The 22,578-nt window shown below is 31.7% G+C and carries 19 protein-coding genes; 5 read left to right on the top strand and 14 right to left on the bottom strand.

All coding sequences use genetic code 11. The features are described from left to right. Nucleotides 1-93 precede the first annotated feature (93 nt). The 3 genes from HMPREF2642_RS07435 (at nt 94) to yjbH (ending at nt 1,945) form a co-directional block, all read left to right on the top strand. Nucleotides 94-681: a CYTH domain-containing protein gene (locus tag HMPREF2642_RS07435; RefSeq protein ID WP_030065105.1), complete on the top strand. Its 588-nt coding sequence runs from the start codon at nt 94-96 to the stop codon at nt 679-681. Nucleotides 682-765: 84 nt separating this feature from the next. After that, nucleotides 766-1,137 carry a truncated hemoglobin YjbI gene (locus tag HMPREF2642_RS07430; RefSeq protein WP_030065104.1) on the top strand — a complete coding sequence of 124 codons (372 nt, stop codon included), beginning with the start codon at nt 766-768 and terminating at the stop codon, nt 1,135-1,137. A 16-nt stretch (nt 1,138-1,153) separates the two neighbouring features. Next, nucleotides 1,154-1,945, top strand: a complete 792-nt coding sequence (yjbH, locus tag HMPREF2642_RS07425) for a protease adaptor protein YjbH (protein WP_002433191.1) — start codon at nt 1,154-1,156, stop codon at nt 1,943-1,945. A 337-nt stretch (nt 1,946-2,282) separates the two neighbouring features. Here yjbH and pepF read toward each other — a convergent pair whose 3' ends face one another. From pepF to spxA, 4 genes are all read right to left on the bottom strand, one after another. Then, a complete protein-coding gene (pepF, locus tag HMPREF2642_RS07420) occupies nt 2,283-4,091 on the bottom strand; it encodes an oligoendopeptidase F (RefSeq protein WP_023350584.1) in 1,809 nt (602 codons plus the stop codon). A 44-nt stretch (nt 4,092-4,135) separates the two neighbouring features. After that, complete coding sequence (locus HMPREF2642_RS07415) at nt 4,136-5,125, bottom strand: competence protein CoiA (RefSeq protein WP_070597758.1); 990 nt, start codon at nt 5,123-5,125, stop codon at nt 4,136-4,138. Between the two features lie 103 nt (nt 5,126-5,228). Then, on the bottom strand, nt 5,229-5,951 hold the full coding sequence (gene mecA / locus HMPREF2642_RS07410; protein WP_030065097.1) for an adaptor protein MecA: 723 nt from the start codon (nt 5,949-5,951) through the stop codon (nt 5,229-5,231). 253 nt (nt 5,952-6,204) lie between these two features. Beyond that, nucleotides 6,205-6,600, bottom strand: a complete 396-nt coding sequence (gene spxA / locus HMPREF2642_RS07405; RefSeq protein ID WP_001829294.1) for a transcriptional regulator SpxA — start codon at nt 6,598-6,600, stop codon at nt 6,205-6,207. A 291-nt stretch (nt 6,601-6,891) separates the two neighbouring features. Between spxA and trpS the strand changes: the two genes are divergently transcribed. Continuing rightward, nucleotides 6,892-7,881: a tryptophan--tRNA ligase gene (gene trpS / locus HMPREF2642_RS07400; RefSeq protein WP_002433373.1), complete on the top strand. Its 990-nt coding sequence runs from the start codon at nt 6,892-6,894 to the stop codon at nt 7,879-7,881. Nucleotides 7,882-7,937: 56 nt separating this feature from the next. Here the strand turns inward: trpS and opp4C are convergent, their stop codons facing one another. The 7 genes from opp4C to HMPREF2642_RS07365 all read right to left on the bottom strand — a co-directional run bounded on the left by opp4C (nt 7,938) and on the right by HMPREF2642_RS07365 (nt 16,124). After that, nucleotides 7,938-8,828, bottom strand: coding sequence for an oligopeptide ABC transporter permease (gene opp4C, locus HMPREF2642_RS07395; RefSeq protein WP_023350586.1), 891 nt, complete (start codon nt 8,826-8,828; stop codon nt 7,938-7,940). A 7-nt stretch (nt 8,829-8,835) separates the two neighbouring features. Beyond that, nucleotides 8,836-9,798 (bottom strand): oligopeptide ABC transporter permease, encoded by a 963-nt coding sequence (gene opp4B / locus HMPREF2642_RS07390; protein WP_023350587.1) that lies wholly within the window; start codon nt 9,796-9,798, stop codon nt 8,836-8,838. Then, a complete protein-coding gene (locus HMPREF2642_RS07385) occupies nt 9,791-10,774 on the bottom strand; it encodes an ABC transporter ATP-binding protein (protein WP_023350588.1) in 984 nt (327 codons plus the stop codon). Before HMPREF2642_RS07385 ends, opp4B begins: the two co-directional genes overlap by 8 nt. After that, on the bottom strand, nt 10,767-11,759 hold the full coding sequence (locus HMPREF2642_RS07380) for an ABC transporter ATP-binding protein (protein ID WP_030065070.1): 993 nt from the start codon (nt 11,757-11,759) through the stop codon (nt 10,767-10,769). Before HMPREF2642_RS07380 ends, HMPREF2642_RS07385 begins: the two co-directional genes overlap by 8 nt. A 52-nt stretch (nt 11,760-11,811) precedes the next feature. Further along, the gene (gene opp4A, locus HMPREF2642_RS07375; protein WP_064212236.1) at nt 11,812-13,524 is read right to left on the bottom strand and encodes an oligopeptide ABC transporter substrate-binding protein; all 1,713 of its coding nucleotides are present in this window, start codon (nt 13,522-13,524) and stop codon (nt 11,812-11,814) included. A 402-nt stretch (nt 13,525-13,926) separates the two neighbouring features. Next, entirely contained in the window at nt 13,927-15,171 is a 1,245-nt protein-coding gene (fabF, locus tag HMPREF2642_RS07370) for a beta-ketoacyl-ACP synthase II (RefSeq protein ID WP_023350591.1), read from the bottom strand. An 11-nt stretch (nt 15,172-15,182) separates the two neighbouring features. Beyond that, a complete protein-coding gene (locus HMPREF2642_RS07365; protein ID WP_002433345.1) occupies nt 15,183-16,124 on the bottom strand; it encodes a beta-ketoacyl-ACP synthase III in 942 nt (313 codons plus the stop codon). A gap of 305 nt (nt 16,125-16,429) precedes the next feature. Here HMPREF2642_RS07365 and HMPREF2642_RS07360 point away from each other — a divergent pair, with 305 nt between their 5' ends. Then, complete coding sequence (locus HMPREF2642_RS07360) at nt 16,430-16,624, top strand: YjzD family protein (RefSeq protein WP_002433216.1); 195 nt, start codon at nt 16,430-16,432, stop codon at nt 16,622-16,624. 111 nt (nt 16,625-16,735) lie between these two features. Here the strand turns inward: HMPREF2642_RS07360 and HMPREF2642_RS07355 are convergent, their stop codons facing one another. The 3 genes from HMPREF2642_RS07355 to HMPREF2642_RS07345 all read right to left on the bottom strand — a co-directional run bounded on the left by HMPREF2642_RS07355 (nt 16,736) and on the right by HMPREF2642_RS07345 (nt 22,520). Beyond that, nucleotides 16,736-17,251 carry a YbhB/YbcL family Raf kinase inhibitor-like protein gene (locus tag HMPREF2642_RS07355; RefSeq protein ID WP_030065066.1) on the bottom strand — a complete coding sequence of 172 codons (516 nt, stop codon included), beginning with the start codon at nt 17,249-17,251 and terminating at the stop codon, nt 16,736-16,738. A 602-nt stretch (nt 17,252-17,853) separates the two neighbouring features. Further along, a complete protein-coding gene (gene clpB / locus HMPREF2642_RS07350; protein WP_049426904.1) occupies nt 17,854-20,466 on the bottom strand; it encodes an ATP-dependent chaperone ClpB in 2,613 nt (870 codons plus the stop codon). Between the two features lie 233 nt (nt 20,467-20,699). Further along, the gene (locus HMPREF2642_RS07345; protein ID WP_030065061.1) at nt 20,700-22,520 is read right to left on the bottom strand and encodes an acyltransferase family protein; all 1,821 of its coding nucleotides are present in this window, start codon (nt 22,518-22,520) and stop codon (nt 20,700-20,702) included. Nucleotides 22,521-22,578 lie beyond the last annotated feature (58 nt).

Below are 22,578 nucleotides of genomic sequence, written 5' to 3'. Positions count from 1 at the left end.
TGTGCTATTAAATTACTTTAATTTATAGAAGAAATTCGTCATAATTGTAAATGCTTTAAATATGAACAAAAGTAAATGATTGAGGTGTTTACAATGGCAACAAATAATGAAATTGAGTTCAAACAAATCTTAACCAAAGATTTGTACGATAAAATTTTTAACACTTATTTTAAAAATGAAAAACCATTTAGCCAAACTAATTATTATATTGATACTATAGATTTTAAACTTAAAGATCATCGTTCAGCATTACGTATCAGAGTTAAAGATAATACATATGAAATGACTTTGAAGGTACCTGCTGAAGTTGGATTAATGGAGTATAACCACGCAACTGATATTAAACCAAAGATGAATGATTCAATATCAAACTCCAAACTACCAGATGATATAAGAAATATTATTGAAGGACAATTTAATGTTTTAGACGAAGAATTAGTTATTTTAGGGGATTTAACAACTTATAGAATAGAAACTCAATATCAAAACGAATTACTTGTATTAGATAAAAGTGAATACCTAAATAAAGTTGACTACGAACTTGAATATGAAGTTAGTTCGTACGATGAAGGTTATGAAAAGTTTAAACAATTACTTCAGGAATTCGATATAAAACATAAAAAACCTTTAAATAAAGTACAAAGATTCTTTGAAGAAAAGAAAAAAGCAAGTGATAAATAGCAATATGTTCCGAAAAGGCAAATTACTTTCAAATGTAAAAATTCATGTTATATTAGATATATATTAATGGAACACGGTGATATTATGTCTAAAACACCTTATGAGTTAGTAGGTCAAGACGCTCTGTATCAAATGATTGACTATTTCTATTATCTAGTCGAAAGAGATAATCGTATTAATTATTTATTTCCAGGGGACTTTAATGAAACAAGCCGAAAGCAGAAACAGTTTTTAACTCAATTTCTTGGTGGCCCTGACTTATATACTCAAGAACATGGACACCCCATGTTAAAAAGAAGACATATGGAATTTACAATTACTGAATATGAGCGAGATGCATGGTTAGAAAATATGTATACTGCGATTCAATATGCAAATTTCCCTGCAGGTGTTGGTGAGTATTTATTTGAAAGATTACGCTTAACTGCAAACCACATGGTAAATTCCGAAAAATAATTGTAGGTGAAAATACATGGCTGAAGAATTAAGAATATTGGATAACAAGAGTCGTGAAGATGCTAATCTATCACCTGTAAGTAAAATAGAAATTTATTCTTTTTTTGATCCTTTTAGCAAAGAATGTTTTAAGCTATCAGCTATATTATCAAAATTAAGAATTGAATATAATCAATATATCCGAGTAAGACACATTTTAAACCCTTCCTTGAAAGTTTTAACTAAGTGTCAGGCTCAAAGTACATCGGATTTCGATAACATTGCTCTGGCATATAAAGCAGCTGAATTACAAGGACGTTTGAGGGCTGAAAGATTTATTCATTTAATGCAAAATGAAATCATACCTAAACGCGATATCATTACCGAAGATATGATTTGCGATTGTATTAATAATGCAGGTATTGATTATCAAGTATTTAAGGAAGATTTACAGAAGAGCAAGCTTACTGATAGCCTAAAGGTAGATCTCCATATTGCTAGAGAAATGGACATTGAGCAAGCGCCCTCTCTTGTTTTCTTTAGTGAAGACGTCCAAGAAGAAGGTTTAAAAGTTGAAGGTCTATACCCATATCATATCTATACTTACATCATAAACGAATTAATGGGAAAACCTATTGAGAAGAATCTTCCACCTAAATTAGAAGTGTACATTCAAAAGAAACAATTAGTAACGATGGAAGAACTTTTAACCATTTACGAGTGGCCAGAAAAGTTACTTAATAAAGAATTAAAAAAACTTTCCTTACAACAAAAAGTTGAGAAATTACAATATCCAGAAGGCGATTTTTGGAAATCAAAAATGCCTTAATAACTTAATGTAAAAAGACGGCTAGTAAAATAAAACTAGCCGTCTTTTAGTATTTATATTGAAAATCATCTTATACTCTTTTATGTATAGGAACTGCATAATTTACACATCAGAAAATAGTATTTTAAAATTAAATATAAAAAAACGCCGTGTCTGATTACACGACGCTAAACAAAGGGGATGGGAGAAATTTTTCACTTCAAACAAAGGGGTATGTTTGTTATGTGATTAATTTCATGTTCATAATATAACACGGTGCATACCCCTTTTCAACCTTTGTTTAATTATATACATAAATTGTCACAATCTGTTCAAATTGAAAGCGAATACACTCGTACTAAGCTTTCATAAGTTTTTCAAATGCATCTAATTTTTGTTCAAATACTTCACACGCTTCTTCAATAGGTTTAGGTGTAGTCATATCTACGCCTGCATTTTTTAGAATTTCTATTGGATAGTTTGAGCTACCTTTTTTCAAGAATTCATTAATATATCTTTCTACAGCTGGTTTACCTTCTGATAAAATTTGATGACTTAAACTTTGTGCTGCACTATAACCTGTAGCGTATTGATATACATAATAATTCATATAGAAGTGTGGTATACGTGACCATTCTTTACTAATATCTTCATCTGTTTCAACAGCATCTCCGAAGTATTGCTTATTAAGCTTCGCATACTCTTCATTCATTCGGTTAGGTGTTAATGGTTCGCCCGCCTCTTCGATTTGGTGAATTTTATGTTCAAATTCAGCAAACATAGTTTGACGGAATAAAGTAGCTCTAAAGCGTTCTAATTCTTGATTTAACAATAACAATCGACGCTGGTCGTCTAAATGTTTATCCATATAGTCACTTAAAAGCGCTTCGTTACATGTAGATGCGACTTCTGCAACGAATATCGTATAATCACTTAAGTTTGAAGGTTGATTTTGACGACTGAAATAACTATGAGCTGAATGACCAAATTCATGTACTAAAGTGTATAAATCAGAAACAGTATCTGACCAATTTAATAAAATGAAAGGATTTGTAAGATGCGCTCCTGAAGAATAACCTCCAGAGCGTTTACCTTTATTTTCATAGACGTCAACCCATCGATTGTCTAAACCTTCTTTAACAACGTTTAAATATTCTTCGCCCATTGGTTCTAGTGCTTTTAACATCCACGATTTAGCTTCTTCGTATGGCATATCAAATTTCACATCTTTAACTAGAGGTGTGTAGAGATCATACATTTTTAAATCTTCAATACCTAATAACTCTTTTCTTAATTTAGTGTATCTGTGAAGTAATGGAAGATACTTATGCACTGTTTTGACTAAATTATCATATACAGCCTCTGGGATATGATTGTTACTTAAAGCACGCTCACGAGCTGAATTATAATGATGAGTTCGAGCATTAAATACATTTTTCTTCACTTCTCCTGCTAGCGTTGCACCTAGTGTATTGTTATGTGAACCGTAAGCTTTATATACATTTCTAAATGCTGATTCTCTTAATTTACGATCATCAGACTCTAAATATTTTATAAAAGTACCTTGCGTTAACGGATGTGCTTCCCCATCTTTATCAATGGCGTCCTCAAATTCTAAGTCTGCGTTACTAAACATTCCATAAACATTTGAAGGTGTAGATAAAGCATCTTGTGCTTCTGTTAATAGTTTCTCTGTGTCTGCATCTAAAATGTGTGGACGTTTCTCGTTAATTAATTTTAAGTCGAACTCATATTGTTTTAATTTATCAAATGAGGAAACAAATTGTTCAATAGTAGATTGATCTAACTGTAAAATTTCAGGCACTAAAAAGCTCCATGCAGAACTGTATTTAATTAATAATTGATGTGCACGCGCTTCTAGACCAGTATATTTATCATTAGCAGTATCTTGGTCTTGCTTCAAATGAGCATAGACATAGACTTTTTCAAGTTTAGTTCCTAATTCATCTTCAAGTGCTAAGGCATTATATAAAGTTTCAGCACTATCACCTAAATGTCCTTTGAATTGTTCTTCCTTACCTAACTCATTCTCTACTTCCTTGAACGCCTCCTCAAAAGCCTCGTCGTTTTCGAAAATCGTCGTTAAGTCCCATGTATACTCAGGATATTTACGTTCCTGCTCTTCTCTTGTTAATTGTTGACTCATAAAGTAAACCTCCTTGATTATATCAATAATATAATTTTCTCATTTTAGGATTGGTTTTGCACGCTTAAACATCTGTTATAATACATTTTCTCGAAGTCATTTAACAAATCTTTTAATATAGTCAACTTATGATACTTATGGTATGCGAAATATCTGAATTTAATGATAGACATTAATAAGTCACAACTTTGATGTCTGTCATATTTACGTCTTAATAATAGATAATTGAGTTGCCATTCAACTGGGTGTGTTTCAATATATATTTGATTTGGAAATATAAAACCTGTATTTATACATACTTCATTATCATTCATTTGTAGCTGATATATTGCACTTAGAGTTGGTTCAAGAACCGAATTTTTCCTTCTACACTGTAGAATATAATTATTGATTGTTCTTTTAGATAATTTATAGATTTGTGCTTGTTCTGATTGATATGTATTGAAAAGTTGTTTAATTTGTATGGTATGTTTTTTGCAAATAAATTTTTTTCCAGCGATATTTTGAAGGTGCGTGTAAACTATGAGTCTTGATTTTGTGAAGTCCCAGGTTATTAGGGTACGATGAATAGGATTAATAAAAGTAGTTTGAAATTGTGTAAGTTCAATAAAATCCCCTCTTTTTTTCACATCATTGATTATCCAATAAACCTTTAAGCCTATACTTTTTAAACCAAGGGTTCTTTCAATTATTTCAGTCGTACTAATTGTGGAACACTGAATTTCGATGGCGTGTCTTTGGTTAATCACTAAATCAGGATATTGCTTGATACATTTAAAAAAGGGTTCAATATCAACATCATAATTTATTGCTTCAAATTTTTGTGCTAATAGCATTTTTAATTGGTAATGATTATACGTTTCAGCTTTATAACAAAGTCTAGTACTTTTAACTTTATGTGCAAAATGAGGTATAACTTTAACTCCATGTCGTAATATAACTTCCCCTAGACAATAAGGACACCGATATATTTGATTTCTCTTCGCATTTTTCGCTAAAACTCGCTCATTCATTCTATTCATTGCTATTAACATTTCATCACCTCATATATAACAACGAGGAGAACAAAATTTTTACTTTAAAAATTTATAAAAAAAACAAGGCACCTTAATTTGGTACCTTGTGAGATAAATCGTGTTATTCTTCTGAGTCTGTAAAATATCTACGAACTTGAGAAGTAACATTATGACTCATGATAATTTTGGCATAGTCATTTAAGTATACTTCCGTTTTATCTGTTGGATAAGCAAACTCTAATAATTGACTATAGCTATCATTAATAGTTTCTTGGCTTACAGAGTCATCAAAATGAACTGAATAATAGTAGTGATTATCAATCATATATAATAAATCTTCATATTCAGTAGTATTTTGGTTATTATGATATGCATAATTAATAACATGTTCTAAATCATCAAATTTAACAATTACAGTTCTTACGTTAGCACGTTTATGAGTTCGTTGATTATTTGCCTGTTGTTCAGCTTTTTTCTGTTGTTGACGTTGCTCAAATAATTCTTCTAAATTATCTTCACCATCTAAGGTTTGTGCTAATAATTCATTCACTTGATCATCAAATTGATCATTTGTATTTTCATCTGACATGTTCATTGCGTCTTCATTTTTAGATTTAGAGATGGTCACTTCCACGCCTTTTTCAAAAGCATGTACTTGAATCCATAATGGACCTTCTACCACGAAATCTTCTTCTTCGTTAATTTCATCCATCATTGACCAGAAGAATTCTTCACCGCGTTTACGGTTAGTCCATAAGTCTTCACGATTAAATCCTCGTGCTTCAATGTCGCTATATGTTATAAACAATTTAACTGTTGTGTCATCAACGCGTTCTATTCTCATATCATCTCACTCCTTACAGTCGATGAATAGTAACCATATTGTATTAGAACGGAACGTAAATTACAATCTATTTGTTTGATTAAATTTAACTAATTTTAATCGGTAATCTATATTAACATATTCCCTATTTATTTAACAAAAAACTACTACTTTAGAAGGTACTATAACATGCAAAAAACAACACTATTAACAATGAATAGTGTTGTTCTTAATCTTTAAGTAAAGTGATAATATCACATAGTTATGTTAGTTATTAATCAACTAAACGTTGTGCTTCTTGTAATTGGAACGTACGAACTTTTCTTGGTAAGAAACGTCTAATTTCATCTTCGTTATATCCAACTTGCAAGCGTTTGTCGTCTAAGATAATAGGACGACGTAATAATCCTGGGTTATCTTGAATAATAGAATATAAATCTTGTAAAGGTAAAGAATCAATATCTACATTCAATTTTTGATATGTTTTAGAACGAGTTGAAATAATTTCATCTGTTCCGTCTTCAGTCATTTTTAAAATTTGTTTAATTTCATCAATTGTTAAATGTTCAGAAAAAATGTTACGCTCCGTATATGGAATGTCATGTTCTTGTAACCATGCTTTCGCTTTACGGCAAGATGTGCAACTTGGTGAAGTAAATAATGTTACCATACATCTCACTCTCCTATAGAATGAATTAAATTCATTATTTTAATATTATTATCGATTTAAGAAATTGAATTTTTAAGCTTTCTTAATCTTACACTTAATAGTATAACTATCTAAGATTAAAATTAAATGAGAAAATCCTAATTTTTCTGAGAAATCTTGAAATTCATCAAATTTTTTAATTCGCTTTTAGTATATACCCAGTTATATTAATATTTTAACACAACTTACATTTTAACGAAATACTGTTATAATGTTATCTAAACAATATTAATTAGAAAGTAGGCATCTAATATGGAAACTTTATTTTCAGGAATTCAACCGAGTGGTATTCCTACTATCGGCAACTACATAGGTGCGTTAAAACAATTTGTAGATGTACAAGATGACTATGATTGTTTTTTCTGTATTGTTGACCAACATGCCATAACGGTACCACAAGATCGTTTGAAATTACGTAAACAAATTCGTCAATTAGCAGCAATATATTTAGCTACAGGAATTGACTCAGATAAATCTACTTTATTTATTCAATCTGAAGTCCCTGCACACGTACAAGCTGGTTGGATGCTTACAACAATTGCTTCTATTGGTGAACTTGAACGTATGACACAATTTAAAGATAAAGCACAAAAACGGGTTGATGGTGTACCAGCAGGATTATTAACATATCCACCTCTTATGGCTGCAGATATAGTAATTTATAACACTAACATTGTTCCAGTTGGCGATGATCAAAAGCAACATATGGAACTTACCCGTAATTTAGTAGATCGTTTTAATAGTCGTTATAATGATGTCTTAGTAAAACCAGAAATTCGCATGCCTAAAGTTGGAGGACGTGTGATGAGTTTACAAGACCCAACTAAGAAAATGAGTAAAAGTGATGATAATCAGAAAAACTTTATTTCACTACTCGATGAGCCAAATGTTGCAGCAAAAAAAATTAAAAGTGCCGTAACGGATTCTGATGGCATTATTAAATTCGATCGTGAAAATAAACCAGGTGTTTCAAATCTTTTATCTATATATTCAGGTCTAACTGATGAACCTATTAAAGATATTGAAGTTAGATACGAAGGTGAAGGTTATGGCAAATTTAAAGGTGACTTAGCAGAGATCGTTAAAGACTTCTTGATTAATTTCCAAGAGAAATATGAGAACTTTTACAATTCTGATGATTTAGATGACATCTTGGATAAAGGGCGAGACAAAGCTCATAAAGCTTCATTTAAAACATTGAAAAAAATGGAAAAAGCTATGGGATTAGGACGTAAAAGATAATATAAAATAAAAAAGTTACTGGAAAGGAAAGTTCCAGTAACTTTTTTTATAAACTTTTATTTTCTTCCTTTAGGATTAAATGCATCTTTGAGTCCCTCTCCGACAAAATTGATACTCAAAATAGTCAAAGTTATCATTAAAGCAGGAGGCATCCATATCCATGGTTTACCACTTAATACATCTCCCTCTTGTGCATCACTCAACATATTTCCCCAAGAAGGAATAGACTTACTTATACCAAATCCTAGAAAGCTAAGCCCTGATTCTACAACTATCATACCTGCAAAAGTTAATGTTGCTTGTACAATTACGACACTTAAAATATTAGGTAATAAATGCTTTAGTATAATTTTATAGGTAGGTGTTCCAATTGATTGTGCAGCTAAAAAGTATTCATTCTCTTTTTCTTGCAAAACTTTTCCCCTAACAAGTCTAGCAATACCACCCCAACTCAGTATTATGATTACAAATACTAAAATAATTGCTGAACCATAGGGATTTTTTATTTTATCTCCTAATGCTGCATTGAGTACTATTGCAAAAATTAGAAATGGAAATAACATAACAAACTCTGTAATTCTCATTAGAACAGTATCTAATACTCCACCAAAATACCCAGAAATAACGCCAATTGATATTCCAATTAAAAGCATTCCTACCGTAGACGTAAACCCTATAGTAAGAGAAATCCTACCCGCATATAACAATCTACTGAAGTTATCTCTGCCACCAGCATCAGTACCAAGCAAATTTTCAATAGACATATCACCTTTTATATTTAATAAATCTTGTTTATTAATTGGTAAAGGAGCTATTAAAGGAGCAATAATAGATATGATTGCAACAATTATTAAAAATGATAAAGAAATCATCGCAAGTTTGTTATGATAAAATTTCTTCATAGAAATTTTAAAAGGTGAATTTGGTTTTTTCTTCAAGATAATCATCCTCTCATTAATTACTTCGTATTCGTGGATCAACAAAGCCATACGTAATATCTGAAATTAAGTTTCCTAGCAAACCTAAAAATGAGAAAAATAATGTCATTGCCATCATAACTGGGTAATCTTGTCCTGTTACTGACTCTAAAAACAATTTTCCAATACCGTTATAAGAGAAAATAGTTTCTGTAATTACAGCTCCACCCAATATACTAACTATGTCAGCCCCTAGAAAAGTAATTATTGGAATTAAAGAATTTCTCAAAATATGCTTCATATAAATTCGATTTGTAGAAAGTCCTTTAGATCGAGCAGTTAATACATAATCTTTTTGCGAATTTTCAATAATATCATTACGTAAATATTGTATATAACCTGCAGTAGATAACAATCCCAATGTAACCGCTGGTAAAATCGTATGATAAAGCTTGTTTATATAGTATGAGAACGTACCTTCTTGAACATTAATATCAACAGAACCTTGGAAAGGAAATAAATTTAATTGAAAGGCAAAGAAAAATATTGCAAATACACCTGCTATAAAAGAAGGAATAGCTAGCATTATGTAGTTAAATACTTGTATTGAGTAATCACTAATCGTATATGCATATCTTCCAGATACTATTCCTAAAGTAAAAGAAATAATATAGGTAATAATGAGAGATACACTACCTAAAAGAATGGTATTGGGTAGTCTCTCTTTAATGAGATCCATTACTGGTCTTTTATACTTGATTGATTCACCAAAATCTCCATGAATAATATTATTTGCCCATCTAATATATTGTTGTGGTATTGAGTCATTAAGACCTAATTTTTCTCGTTGAGCATCTAATGCTTCTTGTTTAATATTCGTACCATGTTGTCCTGAAAAAGGATCACCCGGTTGTATAATTGCTAATGCAAAAACTACCATCGAAATTATAATGAGCAATGGAATCATTAGACCTAGTCTTTTTATTATTAACTTAAACATTAGCTACACTCCCTACATGGTTTGGATAAAAACAAGCTACTTGATGATCTTTAATTATTTCTTTCAGTTTAGGTTTCTCTCTCCTACATTTATCTTGAACCAAAGGGCATCTAGTTTGGAAAGGACATCCACTTGGTGGATTACTTGGTGAAGGTAACTCTCCCTTCAAGATTACTCTGTTCTTTTTTTCTTGATTAAATTGAGGTATAGAAGAAATGAGTGCTTGTGTATAAGGATGTAAAGGTTTTGTATAAATTTCTTCATGAGAAGCTATTTCAACCATATTACCTAAATACATGACACCTATGATGTCACTAATGTGTTTAACTACACTTAAATCATGTGCAATAAAAAGATAACTTAATTTAAATTCATCTTGTAAATCTTTTAAAATATTTAATACTTGAGATTGAACCGACACATCTAATGCACTTACCGGTTCGTCGGCAACTATTAGCTTCGGTCTTAGAGCAATAGCTCTTGCTATTCCAATACGTTGTCGCTGTCCTCCTGAAAATTCATGAGCATACTTAAAGTATGCTTCTTCACTAAGACCTACACATTTTAATAAATGCACAACTTCTTTCTTTACTTCTGCTTTAGAGACTTTTTTATAATTAAGTAGTGGTTCAGCAATAATGTTTCCAACCATTTGCATAGGATTTAATGATGCATAGGGATCTTGAAATATCATTTGAAAATTTTGACGAGCTTCTCTTAAATTCTTTCCTTTCAAATGAGTAATATTTTCCCCACATAACTTAATGTCTCCACTCGTAACATTTTCTAACCTCACAATTGTCTTACCAATAGTTGATTTCCCACATCCTGACTCTCCCACTAAGCCAAATGTTTGTCCTTCTTTGATAGAAAATGAAATGTCATCTACAGCTTTAACATATTGATTTTTTTGAAATAAACCAGTTTTTAATTCATAGTATTTTTTTACATTTTGCACATCTAATATGTTATTCATGATGTTCTTCCTCACTTTGATTTTGATATAAATGGCAACGAACTAGAGAACTATCAACATGAGTAATTTTCGGACATTGAGAGTCACATACTTCAATCTTTTCATCACATCTATTAGCAAATCTGCACTTATCTAACTGAAAATCAGTGATAGATGGTACGATTCCTTCAATAGTTTCTAATCTATCCCGTTCATCTTCTAAAGTAGGAATTGTTTTTAATAATTTTTTTGTATAAGGATGTTTAGGCTTGTTTAGTATAGATTTTAAATCTCCATATTCTACAATTTGACCTGCGTACATTACCATTACTTTATCGCAAAATTCCGAAACTACACTTAAATCGTGAGTAATTAAAATAATAGACATTTGAGTATCATTTTGTATATTTTTTAATAAATCTAATATTTGAGCTTGTATAGTTACATCTAATGCAGTAGTTGGTTCATCTGCAATTAATAATTTAGGTGAACAACAAATGGCCATAGCTATCATAACCCTTTGTCTCATACCACCTGAAAGTTGATGAGGATAACTATTAAGCACCTCATCCTGTCTAGAAATTCCAACTTTCAAAAGTAATTCCTTAGCTTCTTTATAGGCTTCTTTTTTAGATTTCTTCTGATGCACTAATATACTCTCAATTATTTGATTCTTTATTTTAAAAACTGGGTTTAATGCTGTCATTGGTTCTTGAAATATCATTCCAATATCGTTACCTCTAATATTTAAGAATTCCTTCTCGCTATATTTATCTATTCTTTTTCCTTCAAAAAGAACTTCACCATTAGTAATTTTTGAAATCTTTTCAGGTAATAATTTGATAATTGATTTATTTAGTATAGATTTCCCACATCCAGATTCACCAACGATACCCAAAACTTCTCCTTTATCTAATTTAAAGCTTACTTTATCGATAGTTGGAAACCATTGCTTATTAATTAGAAGTGATGTTTCAAGTTCCTTAACTTCTAAAAGATGCTCCATTCTTATCCCCCCTTAAAAATAAACCCCGACATTTGGTCGAGGTTTACTTAAATTAATTATCTTTTGTCACTTTATAGAATTGTGCTTCAGTACCTAATTGAATATCATAATTGCGTACTTTATTATTAGTTATAGCGATTGATTTCATCTGTAGCATAGGCAGAGCTGGTAGTTCCTCATTCATATATTGTTGCCATTTAACATAAAGTTCTTTACGTTTCTTTTCATCTGTGCCAACTTTATCGAAATCTAAAGCATCATCTAAAAGCTTATCTGATTTTGGTAGAACGGTTCTCATTTCATTTTGAGGTCTATCAGTATGATATAAGTCTGAAGGATCTGGATCAGTTCCACCCGCCCAACTTCTGAAATAAACTTCCATATTTTTAGAGGCATCGGCTAAGTCATCATTATATTTACCAAATTCAACTAATTTTACTTTAGTTTTTAAACCAACTTTTTCCCAAAAATCTTTAATAGCTGCTGTTCTAGGTTCAAAAGTAGGATTTGTTCCAGCGTAATGTTTGAGGTTAATTACAAAAGGTTTTCCATTTGGATCTTCTCTGAAACCATCCCCATCTCTATCTTTATAACCTAACTTATCTAAGATTTTTTTAGATTTTTCAGGATCATATTTGTAATCTTTTAAATCTTTAGGATCAGCTGCAATCCATTCCGTACTTGGAACAAATGAGTTAATTACTGAACCATAACCATTAAAGAATGCTTTAACCCACTTTTCTCTGTCTATCGCATATAATAAAGCCTGTCTTAGCTCTTTATTCTCGTATTTTGGTCTAACTTTTCCAGTTTTGTTTTTAGCTTTATCATAATCATGAGAAACAAAGCCAATAATTGCATAATCTAGACTTGGAGTAGATAAAACTTTTAAATTGTTTTTAGATTTTTTAGCTTCTTTAGCCATGGGTCCAGTGGCGTCATCAACTAAATCAATATCTCCTTTTTCTAAAGCTTTAATCATTTGCGGTTGATCTACTACTTTTAATTCAATCTTATCTAGAGCTGGTTTTCCTTGCCAATAATCATCAAATCTTTCTAACTGAATAGCTTCTCCAGCCACTATTTTTTTAACTTTGTAAGGACCAATTCCAATAGGATGCTTACGTATTTTGTCAGATTTAGACAAATCTTTTACTGGTATATCACTAAGATATTTTTTACTTAGTAACGGTCCGCCAACAAATCCTGTAAGATAGTTAAGTTTTTTCTTATCAAATGTAACTTCCATAGTATAGTTGTCTAATTTTTTTAAACCACTAATATGATCTGCTTTTCCTTCATGTACTTCTTTTGCTCCTTTAATATTTTCCACAGAAGGATAGTATTGACCATCATAATCTTTATTAGCTAATACATCTAAAGTATAAATCCAATCATCTATAGTAAATTCATTACCATCATGCCATTTGATTCCTTTTTTAATCTTAAACTCAATCTTTTTACCAGGATCTATATCTTTCCATGATGCGATATATGGTTTTGGTTTAATTTTTTTATCAATTTTCATTAAAGCTTCATTGAAATAACTTTCAACTGTAAAATCTGTGTGATCAGAACTTAGTACAGAAGAATAAACTCCAGTTGGCGCGGCTGGCATTCCAACTTTCAAGACTCCGCCTTTATGCTCGGACGAAGCTGTCTTACTCTCATCACTAGATGCATCTTCTTGTTTACCTTTACCACAGCCACTAAGCACTAGTATAATCACTAAAAATAAACTTAAATACTTAAAGCATTTTTTCATCCAATTCCCTCCTGTTGATTCTTAGTTGCTTTTTACAGTTTACTATTAATAAATTATATTACAAGTGTATTTTTAGAATATTCTGTTAATTTATTTACTAAGTATCTTCACTAATTTTAAAATTAAAATCATTGAATTTATATGAATAGTTTAAATATAAGTCTCCTTATTTCTCCTTAGTTTCCATTAATATTTAGGAAACCTGTAGGATTGATAATTTTGTGAGATGTAAAGATTCAAAACTCGTAGAAAGATTTATTATAAGACTGTAGTATAAAGAGAAACCTATTAAATTATAAAATATATGTCCTTGGTAATTAAAATTGTTATTTCTTTTTCCATATAAAAAATCTTCAAGTGAGCCATCTATAAACTCACTTGAAGATTTTTATTTATGTTCAATTAGTCTTGAAATTTCTTAAATACTAATACAGCGTTATGTCCACCGAAGCCTAAACTATTACTCATAGCGTAAGTAATATCTAAGTCTTCAGCTTTATTAGGAACGAAATCTAAATCGCATTCTTCATCTGGTGTGACCGCGTGAATGGTAGGTGCGACTTTAGAGTCTCTAATTGATAGTGCTGAGAAGATGGCTTCAATACCACCTGTTGCACCTAATAAGTGACCGGTCATTGATTTTGTTGAACTTACTTTTAGAGATTTTGCAGCTTCTCCAAATGTATTTTGGATAGCTTTAACTTCATATAAATCGCCTACAGGCGTACTCGTACCATGCGCGTTTAAGTATTGAACGTCTTTTGCTTCAATACCTGCATCGTCTAAGGCAGCTTGCATAGCTCTTGAACCGCCTTCACCTTCTGGAGCTGGTGCTGTGATATGATATGCATCTCCAGTAGAACCATAACCAACGATTTCAGCATAAATTTCAGCTCCACGCGCTTTAGCAGAATCTAATGATTCTATAACCACGATACCTGCACCTTCACCCATGACAAAACCATCACGGCCTTCTTGGAATGGGCGACAAGCTGTTTCTTTATCATCATTTGTAGATAAAGCTCGACTTGCGCTAAACCCAGCAATTGCCATGTGAGTAATTGGAGCTTCAGTACCACCTGTAATCATCGCATCAGCGTCACCACGTTGGATGATTTTAAATGCTTCACCAATTGAATTCGTACCAGTTGCACAAGCTGTAACCGTAGCACCATTCGGACCTTTAGCACCTAAGTCTATTGAAACTTGTCCAGTAGCCATGTCAGGAATTAACATTGGTACAAAGAACGGGCTTACTCGACGTGGTCCTCTTTCAACGAGTGTAGTATGCGCAGTTTCAAATGTTTCCATGCCACCAATACCAGAACCAATCCAAACACCAATTCTATTAGCTGTTTGATCATTGATATCTAACTTCGCATCTTGTACCGCTTCTCTCGCAGCAACAACGGCATATTGTGTGAAACGATCCATACGACGTGCTTCTTTTTTATCAATATGATCTTCAATATTAAAGTCCTTTAGCTCACCTGCAAGATGAACATTATATTTTTCGGTATCTAAACGTGTAATTTTATCGATACCATTTACTCCTTTTAATGCGTTTGCCCATGTTGTTTTAGCATCGTTACCGATTGGAGATAAGGCTCCGATACCCGTTATAACAACTCTATTATTTTTACTCATACGTTATCCTCCTATTTTCCCCATTTGATAACGATTGCGCCCCATGTTAAGCCTCCGCCGAAGCCAACTAAGACTAAAGTATCGTCATCTTTAATTTTTCCGTTTTGTAACTCTTGATTGATACTTAAAGGTATAGAAGCAGCTGAAGTATTACCATATTTATTCACCGAAACACTCATTTTCTCTTTTTCTATACCCAATCTCTCTCTCGCAGATTCCATAATGCGAATATTTGCTTGATGAGGGATAAATAAATCAATGTCATCTGACGTTAAACCTGCTTTATCTACTACACGTGTTGATGCATCACCCATGATTCTTACAGCAAATTTAAATACTTCTCTGCCATTCATTTTTAATTTACCAGTTTCTTTGTCTAAATATAAATATTTTCCACCGCTACCATCAGAACCCATTTCATAACTGATGATTCCACGGCCTTCAGAAACTTCACCCATCACTACTGCACCAGCACCATCACCAAATAAGACAGCAGTTGAACGGTCAGTTAAATCCGTTATTTTGGATAGTTTGTCAGCACCTACAACTAATATATTTTTATAATCACCAGATTGAATATATTGTTTAGCAGTAATCATTGAATACATAAATCCAGAACAAGCAGCAAGTTGATCCATAGTTGCTACTTTGCCAGTTCCTAAACGTTCTTGTAGTATATTAGCTACGCTTGGAAACGGCATATCACCTGTTGCAGTTGCTACAATAATCATGTCTATATCTTCTGGTTGAATACCAGCATCTTCAATTGCTTTAACACTCGCATTGTACGCTAAGTCAGATGTGTCTTGATCTTCATCTGCCCAGTGTCTTTCTTTAATACCAGTCATTTTAGAAATCCATTCATCTGAAGTTTCTAAAAATTGTTCAAAATAGGCATTGTCTACAATGTTTTCCGGAGCATAAGCACCGAAACCTTTAATACCCACGTTCATGGTCGTACACCTTCTTAAATAAATTTTTAATACCAGGTATTAATTTAACACATTTTTGTTTTCAAACTCAAGTAGATTCATTTTTATACCTCTTTTCAAAAGTAGCGTTTTAGGCTTATCTATGACCTCAAAACCTTTAAATAGCTTAAGTGATTAATAACAACAATTTGCTCATAATAATTGTATGATATCCTTAATCCTAAAAAGGTTAAAATTATAGGACTTAATCCTTGATTACTACTATACAAACTTAAATATTTCACTTAAAATAGAGTTATCGATTTTATAAGCGGAGGTTATAGGCAATGAAATACCTCATGACATTTATTTGGGCAGTATTATTGCTTGAAATGGTTAACTTCGTATTGAATAGCCTTAACAGTGGTCCAGCGCTTAATGTAATTAATCCAATCATTATGGCTGTTGTATTCACAATTTTTATCGCTATTTTAGGTGCGGTTATGAAACCAAGCAAAGGTTCAGATCAATACGATTCATAGTAATATTTATAAAAAGACGAGATACGATGACTTAATTGTTCATACGTATTCTCGTCTTTTTTTTACCAAAATGGAGTTTTATTATTGTTTATGAGGAAGATGCCCTATCCCTTAAACTTTTCTACCTACTAAATTAATTTTTGCTTTATCTAATAATTTAGAATCAACTTGATGTAATAATTCATTTAAATAGAAAGTATTTTTTAAATTAAGCTTTTCACTTAAAGCATAAACTACAAGTTCATAGTAATGATCTTTATCTGTAGGCGTAGGCCCTACATAATGATTTTCAATATCTGAAAAGTCTTCAGCTAATAAACCTGTTGCAAAGCTGTTCTTACCTTGTACAAAGTCACCTTTAATTCTAGAAAGGTCTTCAACAATATCTATTGTATCGCTATTTACTCTCACGTTAGCAACTGCCCAATGAATCCATGGGAAGCCACATACTGGAATAGCGTCATAATCTATTAATGTCCAAGCAAGATATTTTGTACCGAATGGTAAATCTTCTACAGTAAATGGAAAAGATTTAATTGGGTTATTATGTATTAGTTGAGTATGTTGTGCACCTGCAGCATAGTCATAAGGTATAATGTTGTTGTTAAAATTAGTGTTGATTTTCATGTTGTCTTCTCCTTAGTAATAAAATTATTATTATATAAATGATATAAAGCATCAATATATACAACAGAACTTATTGAATGGATCCGAGAGAATATAAATAACCACCTAATATAAAAAAAGATGTATTTATAATGAAGTATAAGTTTTCAGCATTATTTAAAACTTGCTTTAAATAAGAAGTATTTGATATTCCTTTTATAGTTTGAGGTCGGGTTAATCCTGAAGATATACCTAAAAATACCATACTTATTAAAATTAATTTTATTTGACCAGTAAAAAAATAACACTAAAAACGCTAATAAAGATATCTCTGGAAGATATTTAAAGTTTAAATATTCTATTAAATATTTAGAAGCTAAGTACCCAGATATAGTATAGCAAGATAATATATAAACGATTTCAACTTATTAATTAATAAATCAGAACATATTGTTCCTCCTGACTCATATACTTATATTTATTATAGAAAGAAAACCAAATATTTGGAGAATTTTATTGATACATTTAAATCATTTATAAAGAAAGAGCAACTTTAAAAAATAAATCCAAGAAAGTGACTTGCACACACTTTCTTGGATCTTTGTTTGATTCATTCTATTTCATTAAATATTTTCTGCTTTTTCAACGTCAAATTGTAATTCATTGTCAGAATTTAAATCTACTTTAATTGTTGTACCTTCAGGTAGGCTTTCTTTAATCATCATGCGGGCAAGTGGTGTTTCAATTTGTCTTTGAACGAAACGTTTTAATGGTCTTGCACCGAATTGTGGTTCATAAGCTTCTTCACCTAACCATTTTTTTGCTTCATCAGATACTTTAATTGTAATACGTTGGTCCATTAAACGAATATTTAATTGAGTTAAGATTTTATCGACAATCATACTCATATCACTAACTGATAATGGTTTAAATAATACAATATCATCCATACGGTTTAAGATTTCAGGTTTGAAATAAGCATGTAAACTATCCATTACCGCTTTCTCAGTACTTTCGCTAATTTCTCCAGCGTCTTTAACGTTTTCAAGTAAAACTTGTGATCCAATATTACTTGTCATGATGATAATTGTATTTTTGAAATCAACACTGCGTCCTTTAGAGTCAGTAAGTCGACCTTCATCTAATATTTGAAGTAGCACATTGAAGACATCGCTGTGCGCTTTTTCTACTTCATCTAATAAAATAACTGAATAAGGATTTCGTCTAACTGCTTCAGTTAATTGTCCGCCTTCATCATGACCAACATAGCCTGGAGGGGCACCAATCAAACGAGAGACTGCATGTTTTTCCATATATTCACTCATATCAATTCGAATCATGTGTTTTTCAGAATCAAATAGTGAAGCAGCAAGTGATTTAGCTAATTCAGTTTTACCTACACCTGTTGGTCCTAAGAATAAGAAGCTACCAATAGGTCTATTTGGATCTTTGATACCTGCACGTGCTCTAACTACTGCATCAGAAACCAAGTCTACTGCTTTGTCTTGGCCAACGACACGTTCGTGCAAGATGTCACTTAAGCTAAGAAGTTTTTCTCTTTCAGTTTCTACAAGTTTAGATACTGGAATACCTGTCCATTGGCTTACAATATCTCCAATTTCTTCATCTGATACAACTTCACGAATCATTCTTTCGCTATCCTCACCTGTCTCGTCTTGGTAAGCCTCTTCGAATTCTTTTAATTCTTTTTCTAATTGAGGAATTGTACCATATTGTAGTTCGGCAGCTTTTTCAAGATCACCTTTAGTTTGAGCATCTTCTAAAGCTTGTCGGCTACGGTCTAATTCAGCACGTTTTTCTTGTACTTTAGCAATTTTTTCTTTTTCTTGTTCTACTCGAGATTGTAAAGATGCTTGTTTTTCTTTTTCATTAGATAACTCTTCTTGCAATTCCTCTAAACGATGTTTACTTGCATTGTCTGATTCGTTTTTTAAAGCACTTTCTTCAATTTCTAATTGCATTACACGACGGTTGACTTGGTCTAATTCAGTTGGGTTAGATCCCATTTCAGTGCGAATTGTAGCGCAAGCTTGATCGACTAAGTCAATTGCTTTATCAGGTAAGAATCTATCAGTTATATATCTATCGGATAATTCTGCAGCTGCAACTAAAGCGCGGTCTTGAATACGCACACCATGATAAACTTCATAGCGTTCTTTCAAACCACGTAAAATGGATATAGTATCTTCTACATCAGGTTCACTCACACCAACTTTTTGGAATCGACGTTCTAAAGCGGAATCTTTCTCAATATATTCTCGATACTCATTAAGTGTAGTTGCTCCAATACAATGCAATTCACCACGTGCTAACATTGGTTTAAGCATATTTCCGGCATCCATTGCACCATCAGTTTTGCCAGCGCCTACTAACATGTGAATTTCGTCAATGAAGAGAATAATTCGACCTTCTGATTCTTTTACTTCTTTAAGCACAGCTTTAAGTCGTTCTTCGAATTCCCCTCTATATTTCGCTCCAGCTACTAAGGCACTTAAATCTAATTCGAAAATGGTTTTATCTAACAATGATTCTGGAACGTCTTTTTTAACTATACGTTGTGCTAGACCTTCAACTATAGCTGTTTTACCTACACCAGGCTCACCAATAAGTACGGGATTGTTTTTAGTTTTACGACTTAAAATACGGATAGAGTTACGTATTTCTTCATCTCTACCAATAACAGGATCCATTTTTCCTTGGCGAACTTCTTCTACTAAGTCTCGACCATATTTTTCTAAAGCTTCGTAATTTACTTCAGGATTTTGAGATGTCACATGATTTCCTCCTCTAATTTTAGTAATGATTTCTTTAATAACTTCTGTTTTATTTCCAACATGTTGTTGAGTCGTTTCATCAATATCCATTGCTGCACGCAATAAATGTTCCATAGAAATAAATTCATCATCATATTCTTTCATATAAGTTTCAGCTTTATTTAGTAAATCATTCGCTTTTTGACTTATATACTGACCATATTGAACATTATCGCCTTGTACTGTTGGATAATTTTTTAATTTATTTTCATAAGCTTTCGTTAATTGATCAACATCAATATTTGCTCTTTCTAATACACTTTTAAACAAACTTTCATTTTCTTCTAAAGCAGCTTTTAATAAAGCTTCGATTTCAATATTTTGTAATTCATATTCTTTGCTTGCTTCAACGGCTTTTTGTAAAGCTCCTTGAACAGCATACGTCATTTGATTAATATCCAATTGTTATCACCTCTATTATTTAGAGTAGGTCAAAATCGATTTTTGACTTTGACTTTCTTTGACCTTAATTACATTATAGACCTTCTTTACTTTTAATTCAATAATTTACACTTACTTTTTGACCTTTTTATTTTTTTCTTGAAATAGATATTCATATTCATCACTCTCATTTTTACCACAAAAAGAAACTAGCCTAACGTAATTTATACGTCAAACTAGTTCCTTATTTTAAGCTATTTCTTTTTCATATTTTTTAGAATTTCATCAGTGAGTGCTTCAACACCACTATTTTCAAGGTGAATACCATCAGGAGCAAAATACTCTGTATGCCCCTCTGACCGTTGATACCAATCAACAAGTTTTACATTTTTATGTTTTTTAGCAGCATCAGCCATTAATTCATTTACATGGCCTTCATATGAACGAGGTACTCTAGTGTTCACGAGATACACTTGAGCTTTACCAAATTTTTCGATTAAATTATCAAGTTGATCTTCAGTAAAATCACCATTTGTACCTAATTCAAGGACAACTTGATCTGAAGGCTGATTATAATGTTTATAATTACTATCTACTAAAGGTAATGCTTGATATAAATTTCTTCCTACTTTACCGTCAATATTTGCTTTAGGAACTCTAGATTTAAATTGCTCACCTATATCTACCATGACCGAGTCACCAATTAGCAATGGTTTAATATTAGAATATACTTCATCCTCTTTACCCTCTTCAGTTCTTCCGTCAGCAGTAAGTTTAATGTCATCGATAGGTAACATACGGATAAGATATTTATCATTTTCGCTAGTGTTAAATGTTTGCGCTTTATCATTAATGTTATCTTTACCTAATTTATCAAACGCACCTGCAAGTATTAAAATAAGTGGCAAAGCTAATACAATAGTAATAATTGTTCTAATAAACTGAGGCTTGAAACGTTTGTTTATAGCAAATGCTTTGAAACCTTGCTTTCTAAATGGTGTTTCGACGTATCGATAAGATAACTCAGCTAACGCTATCGTTAAAATGATATCAAGTAGATAGACATATATTGGTATTTGACCATCTATATAGTGACTATGGATAAAACTAATCACTGCAAAATGCCATAAATACAAGCTATATGAACGTTTGCCTATATAAACAAAAACTGGATTACCTAATACTTTAGAAACTAAAGTTGCAGGATGGACTACACTTGCTATAATAAACAAGGTCATCGTTGAAATAATATAAAATCCACCGTTATAAATCCAATCACTATCATCTTTAACGGTAAGGAATAGAATGAATAAAAATATTAACCCGACTATTCCAGCAGTATCAATTGTTGCTCTTAATGCTTTAGGTGGTTGAGTCTTGAGTTTAAATGGTGGCCACATAAATGCAAGAAGTACACCTAATAAAAGCGTTTGTAATCTGGTATCTGTACCAAAATAGACACGTGAGTGATTCATATGTGGCTGTGAGATAATTACCATCAATAAAAGTGATACTAATGATATAATCCAAAATATTACTACCACATTTCTATATTTCTTAATCGTAAGCAATAATAATATCAATATCGCAGGAAAGAACAAATAGAATTGTTCTTCAATAGCCAGTGACCACAGATGTTTTAATGGCATAAATGAAAATTGTTCAAAGTAATTAACATCTTTAGCAATATACCACCAGTTTGAAACATAGAATATCGCTGCAACAATATCATGTTTAACTCTTACAATATTATCCGGTTCAAGTATCAGTGTTGCAAGTCCAACAACAATTAGCAATGCTAAAACTGCGGGTAACAATCTCTTTATACGTCTAATCCAGAAATTTTTGAGATTAATTATTCCAGTTTCTTCGTATTCTTTTAATAATAAACTAGTAATTAAATAACCAGAAATTACGAAGAATGTATCCACTCCTAAAAAACCGCCAGTAAGCCATTTTTTATTTAAGTGATATATTATAATTCCAATAACAGCAATTGCTCGCAAACCATCAAGTCCAGGCATATAACGCATTTTTTTACCGCGTTGATGACCTTTCTTTAATTCTTTTTCCATTGTTAACATTCATTCCCTATAAGTAGTTAATTCGTTAGACAGTTAAATTGAGTTTTTT

The sequence above is a fragment of the Staphylococcus sp. HMSC055A09 genome (genome assembly GCF_001809655.1).
GTDB lineage: Bacteria > Bacillota > Bacilli > Staphylococcales > Staphylococcaceae > Staphylococcus > Staphylococcus capitis.
Note: the sequence above shows the minus strand (reverse complement) of the source record. Positions and strands in the feature narration are given on the sequence as shown.

What these genes read in the sequence shown, in the direction of transcription:
- trpS (WP_002433373.1), top strand. Translation starts at nt 6,892, where the DNA reads ATGGAAACTTTATTTTCAGGAATTCAACCGAGTGGTATTCCTACTATC.
- HMPREF2642_RS07430 (WP_030065104.1), top strand. Translation starts at nt 766, where the DNA reads ATGTCTAAAACACCTTATGAGTTAGTAGGTCAAGACGCTCTGTATCAA.
- opp4C (WP_023350586.1), bottom strand. Translation starts at nt 8,828, where the DNA reads ATGATTATCTTGAAGAAAAAACCAAATTCACCTTTTAAAATTTCTATG.
- opp4A (WP_064212236.1), bottom strand. Translation starts at nt 13,524, where the DNA reads ATGAAAAAATGCTTTAAGTATTTAAGTTTATTTTTAGTGATTATACTA.
- HMPREF2642_RS07345 (WP_030065061.1), bottom strand. Translation starts at nt 22,520, where the DNA reads ATGGAAAAAGAATTAAAGAAAGGTCATCAACGCGGTAAAAAAATGCGT.
- HMPREF2642_RS07380 (WP_030065070.1), bottom strand. Translation starts at nt 11,759, where the DNA reads ATGGAGCATCTTTTAGAAGTTAAGGAACTTGAAACATCACTTCTAATT.
- yjbH (WP_002433191.1), top strand. Translation starts at nt 1,154, where the DNA reads ATGGCTGAAGAATTAAGAATATTGGATAACAAGAGTCGTGAAGATGCT.
- HMPREF2642_RS07385 (WP_023350588.1), bottom strand. Translation starts at nt 10,774, where the DNA reads ATGAATAACATATTAGATGTGCAAAATGTAAAAAAATACTATGAATTA.
- HMPREF2642_RS07435 (WP_030065105.1), top strand. Translation starts at nt 94, where the DNA reads ATGGCAACAAATAATGAAATTGAGTTCAAACAAATCTTAACCAAAGAT.
- HMPREF2642_RS07415 (WP_070597758.1), bottom strand. Translation starts at nt 5,125, where the DNA reads ATGTTAATAGCAATGAATAGAATGAATGAGCGAGTTTTAGCGAAAAAT.
- HMPREF2642_RS07365 (WP_002433345.1), bottom strand. Translation starts at nt 16,124, where the DNA reads ATGAACGTGGGTATTAAAGGTTTCGGTGCTTATGCTCCGGAAAACATT.
- mecA (WP_030065097.1), bottom strand. Translation starts at nt 5,951, where the DNA reads ATGAGAATAGAACGCGTTGATGACACAACAGTTAAATTGTTTATAACA.
- pepF (WP_023350584.1), bottom strand. Translation starts at nt 4,091, where the DNA reads ATGAGTCAACAATTAACAAGAGAAGAGCAGGAACGTAAATATCCTGAG.
- opp4B (WP_023350587.1), bottom strand. Translation starts at nt 9,798, where the DNA reads ATGTTTAAGTTAATAATAAAAAGACTAGGTCTAATGATTCCATTGCTC.
- HMPREF2642_RS07360 (WP_002433216.1), top strand. Translation starts at nt 16,430, where the DNA reads ATGAAATACCTCATGACATTTATTTGGGCAGTATTATTGCTTGAAATG.
- spxA (WP_001829294.1), bottom strand. Translation starts at nt 6,600, where the DNA reads ATGGTAACATTATTTACTTCACCAAGTTGCACATCTTGCCGTAAAGCG.
- HMPREF2642_RS07355 (WP_030065066.1), bottom strand. Translation starts at nt 17,251, where the DNA reads ATGAAAATCAACACTAATTTTAACAACAACATTATACCTTATGACTAT.
- fabF (WP_023350591.1), bottom strand. Translation starts at nt 15,171, where the DNA reads ATGAGTAAAAATAATAGAGTTGTTATAACGGGTATCGGAGCCTTATCT.